The following is a 16,639-nucleotide window of genomic DNA, read 5'->3' as shown; positions in this document are numbered from 1 at the left end:
CCGCTGCACCCGCGCGTCCCTGCGAGCCAGCCGAATCGTGCAGATATCACGGTACGCCCAGATCGGAGCACCTGTTTCCGGTCAGCTTTCGTTCCCGGCGCTCCCCGGCGCCGACTGAGCTGCCTGAGCCGCCAGCGCCGAAGCGCTGCCCGGACGCTTCCGGGCCACCCAACCCTCGATATTCCGCTGCTGGCCCCGGGCCACCGCCAGCGAACCCGCCGGAACATCCTTCGTGATCACCGACCCGGCCGCCGTATAGGCACCGTCCCCGACCGTGACGGGCGCCACAAACATGTTGTCCGAACCCGTCTTGCAGTGGGAGCCGACCGTCGTGTGATGCTTCGCCTCACCGTCGTAATTCACAAAGACACTCGCGGCGCCGATATTCGTGTACTCGCCGATCGTCGCGTCCCCGACATACGACAGATGCGGCACCTTGGTGCCCTCGCCGACCGTCGCGTTCTTCATCTCCACATACGTGCCGGCCTTCGCCTTCGCACCCAGCCGGGTACCCGGCCGCAGATACGCGTAAGGACCCACCGACGCGGCCTCACCCACCACCGCGCCGTGGGCGACCGTATTGTCCACCCGGGCACCCGCGCCGACCGTCGTGTCCTTCAGCCGCGAATTCGGCCCCACCTCGGCGCCCTCACCGAGATGTGTGGCCCCCAGCAGCTGCGTACCCGGATGCACCACCGCGTCCTGCTCGAACGTCACCGTGACATCCACGAGCACGGACAGCGGATCAACGACCGTCACACCCGCCAGCATCGCCCGCTCCAACAGCCGCTCATTCAGCAGCCGCCGCGCCTGCGCCAGCTGCACCCGGTTGTTGATCCCCAGGATCTCCCGGTGATCAACGGCCACGGACGCCCCTACCCGGTGCCCGGCCTCCCGCAGAATGCCCAGCACGTCGGGCAGATACTCCTCGCCCTGACTGTTGTCCGTACGCACCTTGCCCAGCGCGTCCGCGAGCAGCTGCCCGTCGAACGCGAACACACCCGAGTTGATCTCCCGGATCGCGCGCTGCGTGTCGGTGGCGTCCTTGTGCTCCACGATCGCCGTGACCGCGCCGCTCGCGCCGTCCCGGACGATCCGCCCGTACCCGGTCGAGTCGGGGACCTCGGCGGTCAGCACGGTCACCGCGTTGCCGTCGGCGGCATGTGTCGCGGCGAGCGCGGTCAGGGTCTCGCCGGAGAGCAGGGGGGTGTCCCCGCAGACGACGACCACGGTTCCGTCAGGCGTGTTCCCCAGCTCCTGGAGCGCCGTCCGGACGGCGTGGCCGGTGCCCTTCTGCTCGGCCTGGAAGGCGGTGCGTACGCCGGGGAAGGAGTCGGCGAGATGGCCTTCGACCTGCTCACGGGCGTGGCCGACGACGACGACGAGATGCTCGGGACCGAGCTCACGGGCCGCGGACACGACATGTCCGACGAGCGAGCGCCCGCAGACCTCATGCAGAACCTTGGGGGTCTTCGACTTCATGCGGGTACCTTCACCCGCTGCGAGGACGACGACGGCTGCCGGGCGGTTGGCGCTCACGGGAATGCCCTTCGGCTTCGGGTGGTGGACAACCGCAGGATACCGGGGGGTATCGGGGCGGAAACGAATGCGGGTCCTGACCGGTGAGGTCAGGACCCGAAGTGAGCAGCTCCCCCGCCAGGACTCGAACCTGGACATACGGCACCAAAAGCCGCAGTGCTGCCAATTACACCACGGGGGAATATATATCGCCAAACCGGACATTGGGTCAGGTCGGTGAATCAGCACCCAACACTATGCCGTACCAAGCCCCCTCCATGCGACGGTAGAGCTCGGCGCTCTTGGTGACGTAGATGATCAGGCATCCCCTGTATGCCTCGGCGGTGTTCTTCCGTGTCGTCTTCGGGTTGTGCTTCTTGAGCGTCGCCCGTTGGAAGGCGGAAGGGTCGACGCCTGCCAGGCCGGCCCAGAATGCCTCGGCCCCGGGGACGTCCGCCGACTCGTGGATGCTGACCCGGAAGCGCATCCGGTCGCGCGGGACCTCCAGAAGTTCGAGCCAGCGCAGGTAGAGCCTGATCACATTGGGATCGCTGTTGATGAACTGGAGCCTCTCGCAGCGGCGGTACGGCTTGTCCTTGGCCCCCTCGGCCCAGTAGAGGGTGACTCCGGCGATGAGCAGCTCCCGGTCGGTCAGGGTGCCGATCGCGCGCGCCGCCTCGGTCTTCGTCTGCCGGCGGTCCGTGTCCCGTGTCGCCAGTTCCTGGTCCCACCGTTTCCGGGACGCCAGCTTCGCCTGCTCGACCGAGTCGTGCCGCTCCGGTTTCGGCAGGTCCCGCACCCACAGGGAGATCGAACTCTTCGAGCAGCCCAGCTCCCGCTGTATCTGGTTGTACGTGAGCCCTTTGAGGCGCAGTTCCCGTGCCTTTTCGCGCAGGTCGTCCTTCGCGTTCGGGCGTTTCGGCCGTTCGCGGAGGCGTTCGAAGTCCGGGCATTTGCTGGTGATTGCTGTCATAGGGGAGATCGTCGTCCGGAATGCGGACGCTCGGATCGAATACGCGGGCGGTTCGCCAGTTCGAGGGATCGACGCTTGTTCTGGGCGTGCGTCGTTGCGTTCTGTGCTGTCGCGGTCGCCGGAAATTGGGTCGCGGGCGCCCGTAGTCTGGGAGACATGACCACAACGGGGGCACACCAGGACGCTGCGGGCACGACCGCCCGCGGTGTGTGGTGGTGGGGGCGGCGGCGCAGTGCCGTACTGGATGTGGGGCTGGCACTCGTGTCGGCTCTGGAGTGCGGTCTTGAGGGGGTCCGGTTCTCGGATTCCGCCGGGCTGCTCGTGCCGGTGGGGGTGGTGTTCGGGCTGCTGGCCGGTTCGGTGCTGCTGGTGCGGCGGCGGTGGCCGTTCGCCGTGGTGCTGGTCTCGATCGCCATCACGCCCGCGGAGATGGGCTATCTGATGGGGCTGGTCGGGCTGTACACGCTCGCCGCCTCGGAGACACCGCGCAGGATCATCGTCTCGCTGGCGGGGATGTCGCTGGTGGGGACGTTGATCGTGACGTTCGTACGGACCCGGCAGAACGTGACCGACACGGGGTTCGACTCGGGGCGGTGGTACGTACCGACGGTCGCGGTGCTGATGTCGGTGGGGCTGACCGCGCCGCCGGTGCTGTTCGGCCTGTACGTGGGGGCCAGACGGCGGCTGATGGAGAGCCTGCGGGAACGGGCGGACAGTCTGGAGCAGGAGCTGTCGCTGCTCGCCGACCGCGCGGAGCAGCGTGCGGAGTGGGCGCGTACGGAGGAGCGGACGCGGATCGCCCGGGAGATGCACGACGTGGTGGCGCACCGGGTGAGTCTGATGGTGGTGCACGCGGCGGCGTTGCAGGCGGTGGCGTTGAAGGATCCGTCGAAGGCGGTGAAGAACGCGGCGCTGGTGGGGGACATGGGCCGGCAGGCGCTGACCGAGTTGCGGGAGATGCTCGGGGTGCTGCGGGCCGGTGAGCAGGTGGCCGCGCGTAAGGCGGCGGATGCGGCGGTGCCCGTGGCGGTGCCGCTGGCGTCGGTGGGTCTCGCGGCCGCGGCGGCCGCAGCCGCGGCGGCGGAGGCCGGTCCCGGTCTGGAGGACATCGAGGTGCTGGTGGGCCAGTCCCGGGAGACGGGGATGGTGGTGGAGCTGTCGGTGCAGGGGGAGTGGCGTTCGTACGCGCCCGTGGTGGAGCAGACGGCGTACCGCGTGGTGCAGGAGGCGCTGACGAACGTCCTCAAGCATGCGGCCGGGGCGAAGGTGATGGTGCGGTTGGCGCATCGTGACGCGGAGGTCGCGATGCAGGTGGAGAACGGGCCTTCGGACGGTGGCGCGCAGGACGCGGGGCTGCCGAGCGGGGGGAACGGCCTGGTGGGGATGCGGGAGCGGGTGACGGCTCTGGGGGGCGTGTTCGTCTCGGGTGAGACGGACGCGGGGGGTTTCCGGGTGTCGGCGGTGCTGCCGGCGCCGCGTGCCGCTGCGTGACCGCCGCTGGTTGACCGTGGCTGACCTACCGGGGCTGCGTGACCGGGCCGCAGGGGACTCGCGTACGACCGCTTCGGGTCGCCCGGCCCCGCTTCGGGTCGCCCGGCCCCGCTTCGGGCCGCCCGGCCCCGGTCCGTCAGTCCGAGATCAGCCGGGCCGGTTCCATGCCGGTGATCAGGGTGGCGAGCGCCTGGTCGATGTCCGGTCCCAGGTACCAGTCGCCGGTGTGGTCGATGCTGAAGACGCGGCCGGTGATGTCGATCGCGAGGACGGCCTGTCCTTCGCCTTCCTCGCCGAGCGGGCTGATCTCCGTGTCGAGGGACCGGCCGAGGTCGGCCAGCGTACGGGCGAGGTGGATGCCCGCCATCGGGTCGATGCGTACGGACGAGGGGGCCACCTGCCGGCCAGGTCCCGGCGCGGTGACGCGCAGTCCGCCGAATTCCGCCCAGGCCTCGACGGCGGTGGGGAAGACGTTGAGCCGGTGGCCGGCCGGGGTGGTGTGGGCGCTCAGGGCGTCGGCCCACACCTCGGCCTGTCTGATGTCCCAGCGCCCCGGCTGCCAGCCGGCCTCGCGCAGCGCGGCGTCGACGGGCACGGGGAAGCGGGCGGTGTTGAGGTCGGGCATGCTCAGCCGTTCTCGGTGGGGTCGACGGGCCGTACGCCGAAGTGGGCGAGCAGGGCCGTACAGGAACGGCACGGCGGGGCGTAGCTGCCGTGCAGCGGGTCGCCGTCCTCGCGGATGCGGCGCGCGGTCAGCTTGGAGTGTTTGAGGGAGCGGCGCGCCTCGCTGTGGGTGAGGGGTTTGCGCCGGGCTCGTTTGGAGCGGGCTTCCTCGGCAGCGGTGAGATGGCGGGAGAGCAGTATGGCTTCGGGGCAGCGGCCGGTGAACCGTTCACGCTGGCTGCTGGTGAGGGCGTCGAGGAAGTCCTGTACGAGGGGGTGGAGGGTGGGGGGCCGGTCACCCTTGCCCGCGGTGCTGGTGAGCGTCTCGCCGCGGACGGAGAGTGCCGCGGCGACGGCGGGCAGGATGCCGTCGCGCCGCCGGTGGAGCGCGGGTGCGCGGTGGGGCTCCGTACTGCTCCAGCTGAGGCGTGGGTCGCCGGATGCGTCGGTTGCTGCTGTGTGCAAAGTGCTGTCCCCTCCCCTGTGCCGCGGCCGGTGGCCGCTGGTGTCACGCCCCCGAGTTGCGGGGACAGCCTGCCAAATGTGAAGGGCTGTGGGAAAGCTGGGGCGGGGATTGTGGCGTGGCGTCGGCGCTGGGTCACTCCCGCGTGACCGTTGGTCACCGCGCGGGAGGGGGCGGATCGGTGTCGGGCCGGTGTCGGCTCCGGGTGGGACCGGAGCAGGAACCGGAGGCGGGCCGGAGCGGGACCGGCAGGGGCGAGGAGCGCCGGATCTCCCCCTTGCCTCACCGCATAGGCTGTCGTGAACCAGGGCTGTGGTGAACCAGCCGGAAGCAGCAGGGGGCAACCGCCATGACGACAGGTCGGCTCGGGCAGCACGCCGCGCCAAACGCGGCCTATGCCGGGCAGGTCGTGCATTTCCCGGATCCGGTCCGGGCCTCCCGTCACCCCAGGGGTGTGCGGGTGGATGACAACGGCTATCCGGACTTCTCGCCGTACGCGCGCGCCGCCGCGGAGATAGCCGAGCCCCCCGAGGGGTTCGGTGTGGACGAGCTGCGGCTCACGGACTATGTGTCGGCGAATGCCGCGCTGCACGCCGCGGGCCACGAGTTGTGGGGCACGATTCCCTCGGTGGCCACCCCGCACGGTCTGACCTGGCACCATGTGCCGGCCTCGCGCCGGCTGGTGCTGGTGCCGGTCGAGGTGAAGGCGCTGCTGCGGCATCACGGCGGTCTGGCGACGGCGCTCGTGGACCACGGCAAGCGGGGCACGCGTCCGTTGCAGGCGACCCGTCCGGTGCACTTCGGGCTGCCGAAGGGCGCGGTGGCGGTCAGCGAGCAGCAACTGCTGGGCGTGGAGGAGGATCTCGGCTACCGGCTGCCGGGTGCCTACCGTTCGTTCCTGAAGGCGGCGGGCGGCTGCGCGCCGGTGGGCGCGGCGCTCGATCCGGAGCTGGGTTTGCTGGTGGACCAGCCGTTCTTCACGGTGCGGGACGAGGCCGCGGTCAATGACCTGGTGTACGTCAACAAGTGTCTGCGGGACCATCTGACCAAGGACTATCTGGGCGTCGGTTTCGTCCAGGGCGGCATTCTCGCGGTCAAGGTCAAGGGCGAGCGGACCGGTTCGGTCTGGTTCTGCGCGTACGACGACGCCAGGGACCAGGACGGCTGGAGTGTGCAGGAGCGCGTGGAGCGCCTGCTGTTGCCCTGTGGCGACGACTTCGACGCCTTTCTGCAGCGGCTGGCGGGCAGTCCGGCGGAGCTGGAGACCGTGGCGAACCTGATGGTGGACGGCGGCTTCGCGCGCGCCGTCCCGGTGGAGGGATGAGCGCGATGGTGACCTTCGCGCAGGCGCAGGAGCGCGCGGAAGAGTGGGTCAACGGCGATCTGCCCGGCTATCAGCATCGCGAGGTGCGGGTACGGGAGTTCGAGCTGGGCTTCGTCGTGTGGGCGGAGGACCGTGAGGACGGTCCGACGTCGGACGGCGGCAGACAGCGGCTGGTGATCGCCCGGGACAGCGGCGAGGCCACGCTGTGGCCGGGGCTGCCGGTGGGTGAGGTGATCCGGCGGTACGAGGAGGAGTACGGGACACCGGCCGAGGCGGTGCCCGCGCCGGAGCCGCCGCAGCGGATCGATCTGAATCAGACGTCGTTCCTGTTGAGCCCGCCTGAGTGGCTCCAGGAGGCGGCGGACAAGCTGGGAATTCCGGACCGGCGGACGCCGGAGGGAGCTTCGTCGGCTCCTTCGGCGTCGGCGTCGGCGTCGGCGTCGTCCGCTTTGTCCGGGCCTCAGGGCGGCGCGAGTTCGCCGTCCCTGGGGGGCGGTTACGGCGCCGGCGCGGCCGGGGTCTCCGGGGCCAACGCCTCGCAGAGCAGTTCCGGCTGGGCAGGGCCGGGCAGCAGTAGTGGTGGCGCCGTGTACGAGCCCACCGCCAACGAGGGTGTGCCGGCCTCGTCGCCGGGTGTGCCCGCCGGCGCCACCCCGTGGGCCGGGACCGACACCAATGGCGGGTCCGCGTCGCCGCAGGACGGTTCCGTACCGCTGCCGGTGACGGTCTTCGCGCCGCCGCTCTCCGGGTCGGACGACGATGACACCCCGCCGCCGGTGGTGGGCGCCGAGGCGCCGACCGCGCTGATGTCGGGCGGCAGTCAACTGCCGCGTACGACGTTCGCTCCCGGGCTGGGCGGGCAGCCGCCCGGCCCCGGCGGAGGGCCCGGAGGGCCTGCCGGTCCCGCTTCTGGTCCCGGTCCCGGCGGTCCCGGTTCCGGCGCCGGTGATATCGCCGACGCCGCGACCAGCAAGGCAACCGTCCCGCGGCGTGGTGCGCGCGGCAGCGGTCCGACGACTCCGCCGCCGCCCAGCGCTCCCGGTATCCCGGGCGCGCGGCCGCCGGGCGCCACCCCGCCCGCGTCGGGTCCGGGTGCGCCCGGTGCCCCGGCGGGCGGATACCTGCCGACGCAACTGGCCCCGAACCTCGGCCCCGAGGGGCCGCAGCCGCCCGGTGCTCCGCAGCCTCCCGGTCCGCCCGGTCCTCCTGGTGTGCCGGGTACGCCTCCGGGCGGGGTGCATCACGCGGCGACGATGTTCGCGAACCCGAGCCTGGGCGGTCAGTCCCCGCCGCCGGGTCCGCCTCAGCCGCCCGGCCCTCCTGGTGCGCCGGGTGCCCACGGTGCTCCGCAGCCTCCCGGTCCGCCCGGTGCGCCGGGTACGCCTCCGGGCGGGGTGCACCACGCGGCGACCATGCTCGCGGGGCCCGGCCCGGTCGGCCCGCCGCCGGCCGCACCACGGCCTCCCGGCCCTCCGGGTCCTCCCGGTATGCCGCCGGGCGCCCCCGGCCCCGGCCCCGTACCGCAGTCACCGCAGGCGCCGCAGCCCCCGGCGTACGGCTATCCGCAGCAGCCGCCCGGTCTGCCGACCGTCGGCCCCGGCTACCAGGCCGTGCTGCGCTACCGTGCGCCCGACGGCTCCGAGGCGCAGCTCATCCGCCGCTCCGCGCCCGGCACCCCGCATCCCGAATGGCAGATCCTGCATGAGCTGCGCGGCATGAACGTGCCGCCGCAGCAGGTGCTCGAACTGCACACGGAGCTGGAGTCGTGCGAGCTCCCGGGTGGTTACTGCGCGCGGATGATCCGGGAGACCTGGCCGCAGGTGCGGATCACCAGCGTCGCCCCGTACGGGCAGGATCACGCCAGTCGTCAGCAGGGCGTGCAGCATCTGCTCACCCACCAGGGTGAGTTGCATCAGGTCGCGGACGGCCCCGCGCGGCCCGCGCCGGTGCGCGCGCCGCTGCCGCAGATGCCGCCCGCGCCGCCGCTTCCGCCGGAGGGGATCGCGCAGGAGCTGATGGGGGCGTTCGGCCCGCAGGGCATCTGCCGGTTCGACCAGCGGGGCGTGTCCCGCCAGGGGGTGCCGGAGATCGTGGCGCGCACCCTGGTGTGGGCGGGTCTGCCGGCCGACTTCGGCCCGTTCTTCTGGGCGCAGCCCGCCCAGCCGGTGGTGCCCACGCTGGCCGAACTGGCCGCGCAGCGGCAGGTGCAGGCCGCCCCGGACGCGGGCTCGTATCTGGTGATGGGCAGCGACTTCGGCCGGGCGATCTGTGTCCAGTACGGCACGGCGCACATCATGGCGGTGCCGGTCGAGGCGGGCCCCGGCGGGCAGTCGGTGCCGCCGCAGTTCGTCAACACGGGACTGCCTGAATTCACACGGTCGTTGGCATTGCTCGGCCGGATGTGGCGGCTGCGCTTCGGGCTCACTCCGGAGCAGGCGGGCCGCTGGACCGTCGACTTCCAGGCGCAGCTCGCCGCGCTCGACCCGGCGGCGCTGTCGTCGCCGGAGAGCTGGTGGTCGGTGCTGCTGGAGCAGATGTGGGACGGCCTGCTGTGATGTGAGCGCGGCCCGGTGAACGTACCGGGTACGGATGGACCGAGGCGCCCCCGCGAGACGCGGTGGGCGCCTCGGCCGTTTCCGGGCGCGCTGACGGCTGTGCTGACGGCTGTGGTGCCGGCCGCGCTCTCGGACGTGCTCTCGGAAGGGGCCTCCCTCCGGCGGGAAATTCCGGCTTTTCACCCCTCATGCCGCATCCTAGGCCGGGTTGAGCAGGCAGAGTGTCGCGTTATGGGCACTTCGTTTGGATCCAGCAGGATTGCGCCGGATGGCGTTGTTGTCGGAGAGGGGTTTCAAGGATGAGTGCTGCACCGTTGTCGGCTCATGGCTTTGTGTCCGTGCGGGGCCGCGGCTACCACCCCGAGCAGGTCGACCAGCGCGTCGTGGCGCTGTTCCGGGACCGCGACGACGCCTGGGAGCGCGCGGCACGGCTCACCGTTCTCGCCAAACGGATGGAGGGCGACGCGGACCGGCTCAGCCGCCGGGCGGCGGCGCTCGCACCGCAGACGTACGAGACGCTCGGCCGGCGCGCCCAGCAGATCCTGGTGCTCGCGGCGGAGGCGGACGAGGCGGTACGGGCCGGGGCGCGGGAGGAGGCCCGGGCGCTGCTCGAAGCGGCCGAGGCCCGGCGGGTGCGGGCGGCGGCCCGCGAACAGGCGGACACGGTACGGGCGGACGCGGAGGCGTTCGCCGAACAGGTCCTGCGGGCCGCGCAGAACGTGGCCGACGCGGAGCGGGCCGACGCGCGGCGCGAGGTGAAGGCACGGCGCGGGGAGACACTCGCGGCGTTCGAGGCGATGCGCCGGCGAGCTCAGGGTGTGATCGACGATCTGGAGCGGAAGCAGTCCGAGCGGCTGGCGGTGATGGAGCGTGAGTTCGCCGAGCGCGAGGCCGCGGTGGAGGTCCAGCGCGCCGAACTCGCCGCGTACGCGCAGGCGGGTCTCGCGGAGGCGCAGCGTGCCTTCGCCGAGGCGGGCGAGCAGGCACGGCACGGCCAGGAGGACGCCCAGGCCCGGGCCGCGGAACTGATCGCCCAGGCCCGGGCGCGCGCGGAACGCGTGGCACGGGACACGGAGCGGGTGCTCCGGGAGCACAAGGAGAGCCGCGAGGAAACGCAGGCGCACATGGCCCACGTCCGCAACAGCCTGGCAGCCCTCACCGGCCGCGCCCCGGTGGAGGGCTGACCCCACCCCTCCACCACGAGCGGCCGGTTACTTCACGGAGGCGGGCGGTTCGGCCGGGACGAGGGGTTTGTTCTCGCAGCCGAGGTTCTTCGTCATGACCCCGGCGGAGTGCAGCAGACGGGTGAGGTGGACGCGGGCGCTGGTTTCGCCGGTGAGAGTGTCGGCCAGCTGCCCCTCGACCGGTATCTCGTTCTCCTGCTCCGCGGGTGCCCCGGCGATCCGGCACTTGACGTACACGCGATAGCGAACCGTTCCGTCGCGGTCCTTCCCGTGGACCAGCTTCACATCGGGGCCGACCGGAGTCACGGCCGGCTCGGCCTGGATGTCGGACTCCGCGTCGAAAGGAGAGTCGAAAGGGAAGAGGGAGGCGCCGAATTGGAGGGCGAGCTGTTTCCGGGGATCTGCGACGTCCGTCCTTGCCTTGCACACCTCGGCCGTCACGAACGAGGGCACACCGTCGCTGTCCGGATCCCAGCCCAGCACCTGGTCGTAGAACAGCGTCCGCGCCTCCTCCAGGCCGTCGTCGCTCCTCATGTGTGCCTTCCCGGGCCCTCCTGTGCGGCTTTCGAGCCACTTCAGGCCGGCGTCGCCCAGGAGTTCCTCGCAGGCGGAGTCCTGGGCAGCGGCGGAATCCTTGGGCGCGGAGTCCCCGCCCTCGTCACTACAGGCGCTTGCGCCGAGCAGCAGGGCCACCAGCAGGGGGAGGGCGAGAGCCCTTCTCATGATTACCATCCTCGGACGTCATCGTGCGGTCAGGCGCCGTCCTTGTCCGGGAGGACCGGGAAGCGGCGGGGGGCTACGAAGAGGAGTGTCAGTAGGGCGACGGCGGCCGCTCCGGCCGCGCCCAGGTAGACGTGGTCCACCGCCGCGTCCACCGCGCGGCGCAGGTAGTCCGCGGCCTCGGTGGTGAGGGTGGCCGGGTTTTCCAGGGCGTGGGAGACCGAGTCGAGGTCGTCGGGGAGCCCCGGGGTGGGCGGGTGGGCGAGCCGGGAGGCGATGATTCCGTTGGCGACGGCGCCGAACAGGGCGGCGCCGACGCTCTGTCCGACCTGGCGGCAGAAGAGTATGGACGCGGTGGCGGTGCCCCGCTCCGACCAGCCGACCGTCGCCTGGACCCCGATGATCAGGGGGAGTTGGAAGAGTCCGAGCGCGCCGCCGAGGAGCAGCATGATCAGTGCCGGCTGCCAGGCCTGTCCGGGGAACGGCAGGAGGGGGAAGGCGAGCAGGATCAGCATGGCGAGGAAGATGCCGATGAGGGCGGTCTGCCGGAAGCCGATGCGGTTGTAGACGCGGTTGGACAGGGCCGCGCTGACCGGCCAGCTCAGCGTCATGGCGGAGAGGACGAAGCCGGCGGCGATCGGTCCGAGGCCCAGCACGGACTGGGCGTACGTCGGGAGGAAGACGGTCGGGGCGACCATCAGCAGGCCGAGCGCGCCGAGCGCGAGATTGACGGCGGCGATGGTACGGCGGCGCCAGACCCAGCCCGGAATGATCGGCTCCGCGGCGCGGCGCTCGATGACGACGGTGGCGGCGGCGAGGACCGCGCTGCCGCCGAGGAAGGCGAACGAGGGCGCGGAGAGCCAGGGCCAGGCGACCCCGCCCTGAACGAGGGCGGTGAGCAGGAGCGCGCCGGTGGCGAAGACGGCGAGCGCGCCCGCCCAGTCGATACGGCGCCGGAGCGCCGGTGCGGTACGGGCGCCGTCGGGAGTCGGCGGCGTACGGCGCGGCTCGTGCAGGTACTTGACCACCAGCCAGAGCGCGACCGCGCCCACCGGAAGGTTGATCAGGAAGATCCAGCGCCAGTCCGCGTAGCCCGCGAGCAGTCCGCCGAGGGCAGGACCCGCCACGGACGACGTGGCCCAGACCGTCGACAGCTTGGCCTGGATCTTGGGGCGTTCCTTGAGGGGGTAGAGGTCGGCGGCGATGACCTGCACGGTGCCCTGGAGCGCGCCGCCGCCGAGGCCCTGGACGACGCGGAAGGCGATCAGGGAGGCCATGTTCCAGGCGGTGGCGCAGAGCAGTGAGCCGACGAGGAAGAGGATGATGCCGGCGATGAGGACGGGCTTGCGGCCGAGGGTGTCGGAGAGCTTTCCGTACACCGGCAGGGTGACGGTCACGGCGAGCAGGTAGCCGGAGAACAGCCAGGAGAAGACGGCGAATCCGCCGAGGTCGCCGACGATCTGCGGGACGGCCGTGGAGACGACGGTGCCGTCCAGGGCGGCGAGCGCCATGCCGAGCATCAGCGCGGCGACGACCGGGCCGCGGCCGCGCTTGCGCTCGCGCGGTGCGGAGGGCGATGCGGGGGCCGGTGGGGAGGTCGGCGCAGGGCCCGGTGCGGAAGCCGGCGCGGGGCCCGGTGCGGAGCCCGGTGCGGAGCCCGGTGCGGAGCCCGTCGCGGGGCCCGATGCGGAAACCGGCGCGGAGGCCGGCGCGGGGCCCGATGCGGAAACCGGCGCGGAGGCCGGCGCGGGGGCCTCGGGTATCGCCTCCGTCCGTCCGGAGTCCTCGGTACTTCCGCCGCCACTTCCGCCGCCGCTCACAAGATCCCTTCCCTGTGCACGTATCTCCTGGGGGACACCCTCTCACCCGCACCTCGCGCGGCGGGAGGGCGCGGGTTCCCCCGACGCGTTCCCCCAGGAACTCCCCCATCAGCTCCACCCAGGGGCTCCACCTGAAGGGGGAGACCCCTAGGGGGTTGTCCTTACTTCTGGCCAGGGACCGTTCGTCCCGCTGGAGGACGAGGAGACGGGCGCCCGTTCTTTACCTTGTTCTTACGGCTGCGGACGGCCCCCGACGGGGGCTCACCGCAGCAGGGGGGTGGGGAAAACCCCAGGCGAAGACTGCGCTGCGCACCAGCGCGCCGGGGCCCCTGAAGACAGCAGACTCATCACACACCCGACGACGGCACCGGTGAATCGATCCTCACCGGTCTACCGGCCTCATCGAAGTATCAAGCGAAATAGGAGACTTACCGTGACAACGGCTGTGACCATTCCCAGGCACGGGGGTACTGGAGGGCGTACGGCCGTCGCGGCGCGAGCGCGGCAGGTCGTCAAGGCGTACGGCTCGGGGGAGACCCGGGTCGTCGCGCTCGACCATGTCGATGTGGACATCGACCGCGGGCAGTTCACCGCGATCATGGGCCCGTCCGGCTCCGGCAAGTCGACGCTGATGCACTGCCTCGCCGGTCTGGACACCGTGACGTCGGGGGAGATCCACCTCGACGAGACGGAGATCACGAAGCTCAAGGACAAGCGGCTCACGCAGCTGCGCAGAGACCGGATCGGCTTTATCTTCCAGGCGTTCAACCTGCTGCCGACGCTCAACGCCCTGGAGAACATCACGCTGCCCATGGACATCGCCGGCCGCAAGCCGGACGGCCCGTGGCTGCAGAAGGTCGTGGAGACCGTGGGGCTCGCCGACCGGCTCAAGCACCGGCCGACCCAGCTCTCGGGCGGCCAGCAGCAGCGCGTCGCGGTGGCCAGGGCGCTCGCCGCCCGGCCCGAGATCATCTTCGGTGACGAGCCGACCGGGAACCTGGACTCGCGGGCGGGCGCCGAGGTGCTGGGCTTCCTGCGCCGGTCCGTCGACGAGCTGGGCCAGACGATCGTGATGGTCACGCACGACCCGGTCGCCGCGTCCTACGCGGACCGCGTGCTGTATCTGGCCGACGGCCGCATCGTGGACGAGATGTTCCGGCCGACGGCCGACGCCGTGCTCGACCGTATGAAGGACTTCGACGCGCGGGGACGGACGTCGTGACCGTGTTCAAGACCTCGATGCGCAACTTCTTCGCGCACAAGGGACGGATGGCGCTCTCCGCCGTCGCGGTCCTCCTGTCGGTGGCGTTCGTGTGCGGCACGCTCGTCTTCACCGACACCATGAACACCACGTTCGACAAGCTCTTCGCCGCGACCTCCTCGGATGTCACGGTCAGCCCCAAGGCCGCCAAGGGCGCGGACGAGGTCTCGCAGACCGGCAAGCCCGAGTCGCTGCCGGCCTCGGCCGTGGCGACGGTCGAGAAGGCGGACGGCGTGAAGTCCGCCGAGGGCGCGGTCAGCAGCATGAGCGTGACCGTCGTCGACGCCGACAACGAGAACGTGGGCGCGACCAGCGGCGCCCCGACGATCGCCGGCAACTGGACGCGCAACGACCTCCGTTCGATGGAGATCACCTCCGGCCACGCCCCGCGCGGCCCCACCGAGGTGATGGTCGACGCCGACACCGCGGACAAGCACCACCTCGCGATCGGTGACGAGCTGCGCACCATCGCGGTCACGGGCGACCTCACGGCGAAGATCTCCGGTATCGCCTCGTTCACCGTGACCAACCCCGGTGCGGCCATCGTCTTCCTCGACACCGCCACCGCCCAGCGCGCCCTGCTCGGGGACACCGGCCGGTTCACCCACATCAACGTCACCGCCGCCGACGGCGTCAGCGACACCCGGCTCAAGCAGGACGTGGCGGCCGCGATCGGCGACGGCCCGTACAAGCTCCAGACGCAGCAGGAAGCCGCGGACGCGAACCGCTCGGACGTCGGGTCCTTCCTCGACGTGATCAAGTACGCCATGCTCGGCTTCGCCGGGATCGCCTTCCTCGTCGGCATCTTCCTGATCGTCAACACCTTCTCGATGCTGGTCGCCCAGCGGACCCGGGAAATCGGCCTGATGCGGGCCCTCGGCTCCAGCCGTAAGCAGGTCAACCGCTCGGTGCTGCTGGAGGCGGTGCTGCTCGGGATCTTCGGTTCCATAGCCGGTGTCGCCGCCGGGGTGGGGCTCGCCGTCGGGCTGATGAAGCTCATGGCCACCATGGGCATGGAGCTGTCCACGCAGGATCTGACGGTGAAGTGGACGACTCCGGCGATCGGGCTGGTGCTCGGCGTCGTGGTCACCGTCCTCGCCGCGTACATCCCCGCCCGGCGGGCCGGGAAGATCTCCCCGATGGCCGCGCTGCGCGACGCCGGTACGCCGGCCGACGGCCGGGCCGGATGGATCAGGGCGGGCATCGGACTGGTTCTCACGGGCGGCGGCACCGCCGCCCTGCTCGTCTCCACGCAGGCCGACAAGGCCGGCGAGGGCTCGCTCTTCCTCGGCCTCGGCGTGGTCCTCACGCTCATCGGTTTCGTCGTCATCGGCCCGCTGCTCGCGGGCGGTCTGGTCCGGGTGCTCAGCGCGGTCGTGCTGCGCATGTTCGGCCCGGTCGGCCGGATGGCCGAGCGCAACGCGCTGCGCAACCCGCGGCGTACGGGAGCGACCGGCGCCGCCCTGATGATCGGGCTCGCGCTGGTGGCCTGTCTCTCGGTGGTCGGCTCCTCGATGGTCGCCTCGGCGACCGAAGAGCTGGACAAGTCGGTCGGCGCGGACTTCATCATCCAGTCGGGCAACGGCCAGCCGATCATGCCGCAGGCCCAGGCGGCGCTGGAGAAGGCGCCGGACATCGCGTACGTCACCGAGTACAAGTGGGTCGACGTCGAGCTGACCGACCCCGCGGGCAAGACGGACAGCGTCGGAGTGGTCGCCGCCGACCCGACGTACGCGCAGGACCTGCGCCGCGAGACCGTCGGGGGTGAGCTGTCCGCGGCGTACGGGAAGGACGCGATGTCGGTCGGCGACACGTACGCCACGAAGCACGGCGTCGAGGTCGGCGACACGATGTCGGTCGTCTTCCCGGGCGGAAAGACGGCCCGGCTGACGGTCGCGGCGATCACCTCGGACGACACGAGCGTCGACAAGGGCGCGATGTACACGAACATCTCGACCGCCGAGCGGTACGTGCCCGCCGACAAGATGCCCAAGAACATGATCATGTTCGCGGCGGCCGAGGACGGCAAGGAGAAGCAGGCGTACGCGGCCCTCAAGGACTCGCTCGCCGCCTACCCGCAGTACACGGTGCAGGACCAGACCGACTTCAAGCAGCAGCTCAAGGACCAGATCGGCCAGTTGCTCAATATCGTCTACGGCCTGCTGGCCCTCGCGATCATCGTCGCGGTGCTGGGCGTGGTGAACACCCTGGCCCTGTCGGTGGTGGAGCGGACCCGCGAGATCGGTCTGCTGCGGGCGATCGGTCTCTCCCGCCGCCAGCTGCGGCGCATGATCCGCCTGGAGTCGGTCGTCATCGCCCTCTTCGGCGCCCTGCTCGGTCTCGGCCTGGGCATGGGCTGGGGCACGGCGGCCCAGAAGCTGCTGGCCCTGGAGGGCCTCGGCGTCCTGGAGATCCCGTGGCCGACGATCCTGACGGTCTTCGTGGCCTCGGCCTTCGTCGGCCTGTTCGCCGCCCTGATCCCGGCCTTCCGGGCGGGCCGGATGAACGTGCTCAACGCGATAGCCACGGAGTAACCGCGATAGCCACGGAGTAACAGGGAGCGGGGGAGCGGAGCGATACGGTGGGGGCTTCCGGCCCCGGTGGGCGTCCTCCAACGCCCACCGGGGCCGGACCGCGTGGTGTGCGGGGCCGTCCGGCGTCAGCCCA

Annotated in this window: 12 protein-coding genes and 1 tRNA gene; 6 read left to right on the top strand and 7 right to left on the bottom strand. The window is 71.4% G+C overall.

Annotation, left to right across the window (positions count from 1 at the left end; genetic code table 11):
- Positions 1–81: 81 nt before the first annotated feature.
- From glmU to ACFVWW_RS16730, 3 genes are all read right to left on the bottom strand, one after another.
- Complete coding sequence (gene glmU, locus ACFVWW_RS16740; protein WP_386879178.1) at positions 82–1,539, bottom strand: bifunctional UDP-N-acetylglucosamine diphosphorylase/glucosamine-1-phosphate N-acetyltransferase GlmU; 1,458 nt, start codon at positions 1,537–1,539, stop codon at positions 82–84.
- Between the two features lie 109 nt (positions 1,540–1,648).
- Positions 1,649–1,720: transfer RNA gene (locus ACFVWW_RS16735), tRNA-Gln, on the bottom strand.
- Between the two features lie 27 nt (positions 1,721–1,747).
- Positions 1,748–2,491 carry a hypothetical protein gene (locus ACFVWW_RS16730; protein ID WP_384333719.1) on the bottom strand — a complete coding sequence of 248 codons (744 nt, stop codon included), beginning with the start codon at positions 2,489–2,491 and terminating at the stop codon, positions 1,748–1,750.
- 156 nt (positions 2,492–2,647) lie between these two features.
- On the opposite strand from ACFVWW_RS16730, the gene ACFVWW_RS16725 reads away from it, so the two are divergent.
- A complete protein-coding gene (locus ACFVWW_RS16725) occupies positions 2,648–3,982 on the top strand; it encodes a sensor histidine kinase (RefSeq protein ID WP_384191694.1) in 1,335 nt (444 codons plus the stop codon).
- A 136-nt stretch (positions 3,983–4,118) separates the two neighbouring features.
- Here the strand turns inward: ACFVWW_RS16725 and ACFVWW_RS16720 are convergent, their stop codons facing one another.
- Positions 4,119–4,607 (bottom strand): SUKH-3 domain-containing protein, encoded by a 489-nt coding sequence (locus ACFVWW_RS16720; RefSeq protein WP_386879177.1) that lies wholly within the window; start codon positions 4,605–4,607, stop codon positions 4,119–4,121.
- 2 nt (positions 4,608–4,609) lie between these two features.
- Positions 4,610–5,110 (bottom strand): YwqJ-related putative deaminase, encoded by a 501-nt coding sequence (locus ACFVWW_RS16715; RefSeq protein ID WP_384191688.1) that lies wholly within the window; start codon positions 5,108–5,110, stop codon positions 4,610–4,612.
- Positions 5,111–5,457: 347 nt separating this feature from the next.
- Between ACFVWW_RS16715 and ACFVWW_RS16710 the strand changes: the two genes are divergently transcribed.
- The 3 genes from ACFVWW_RS16710 to ACFVWW_RS16700 all read left to right on the top strand — a co-directional run bounded on the left by ACFVWW_RS16710 (position 5,458) and on the right by ACFVWW_RS16700 (position 10,171).
- The gene (locus ACFVWW_RS16710) at positions 5,458–6,432 is read left to right on the top strand and encodes an SMI1/KNR4 family protein (protein WP_384191685.1); all 975 of its coding nucleotides are present in this window, start codon (positions 5,458–5,460) and stop codon (positions 6,430–6,432) included.
- The gene (locus tag ACFVWW_RS16705; RefSeq protein WP_386879176.1) at positions 6,429–8,987 is read left to right on the top strand and encodes an SUKH-4 family immunity protein; all 2,559 of its coding nucleotides are present in this window, start codon (positions 6,429–6,431) and stop codon (positions 8,985–8,987) included. The genes ACFVWW_RS16710 and ACFVWW_RS16705 overlap by 4 nt, the downstream gene beginning before the upstream one ends.
- 299 nt (positions 8,988–9,286) lie before the next feature.
- Positions 9,287–10,171, top strand: a complete 885-nt coding sequence (locus ACFVWW_RS16700) for a cellulose-binding protein (RefSeq protein ID WP_384191682.1) — start codon at positions 9,287–9,289, stop codon at positions 10,169–10,171.
- A 27-nt stretch (positions 10,172–10,198) separates the two neighbouring features.
- Here ACFVWW_RS16700 and ACFVWW_RS16695 read toward each other — a convergent pair whose 3' ends face one another.
- Both ACFVWW_RS16695 and ACFVWW_RS16690 read right to left on the bottom strand, forming a co-directional pair.
- Positions 10,199–10,894, bottom strand: coding sequence for a hypothetical protein (locus ACFVWW_RS16695; RefSeq protein WP_386879175.1), 696 nt, complete (start codon positions 10,892–10,894; stop codon positions 10,199–10,201).
- A gap of 29 nt (positions 10,895–10,923) precedes the next feature.
- Entirely contained in the window at positions 10,924–12,735 is a 1,812-nt protein-coding gene (locus ACFVWW_RS16690; protein ID WP_386879215.1) for an MFS transporter, read from the bottom strand.
- A gap of 409 nt (positions 12,736–13,144) precedes the next feature.
- Between ACFVWW_RS16690 and ACFVWW_RS16685 the strand changes: the two genes are divergently transcribed.
- Together ACFVWW_RS16685 and ACFVWW_RS16680 are read left to right on the top strand one after the other, a co-directional pair.
- Positions 13,145–13,933: an ABC transporter ATP-binding protein gene (locus ACFVWW_RS16685; RefSeq protein ID WP_386879174.1), complete on the top strand. Its 789-nt coding sequence runs from the start codon at positions 13,145–13,147 to the stop codon at positions 13,931–13,933.
- Entirely contained in the window at positions 13,930–16,506 is a 2,577-nt protein-coding gene (locus ACFVWW_RS16680; protein ID WP_384191668.1) for an ABC transporter permease, read from the top strand. The genes ACFVWW_RS16685 and ACFVWW_RS16680 overlap by 4 nt, the downstream gene beginning before the upstream one ends.
- The last annotated feature ends 133 nt before the right edge of the window (positions 16,507–16,639 follow it).

This window comes from Streptomyces sp. NPDC058198 (assembly GCF_042882605.1).
Classification (GTDB): Bacteria; Actinomycetota; Actinomycetes; order Streptomycetales; family Streptomycetaceae; genus Streptomyces.
Note: the sequence above shows the minus strand (reverse complement) of the source record. Positions and strands in the feature narration are given on the sequence as shown.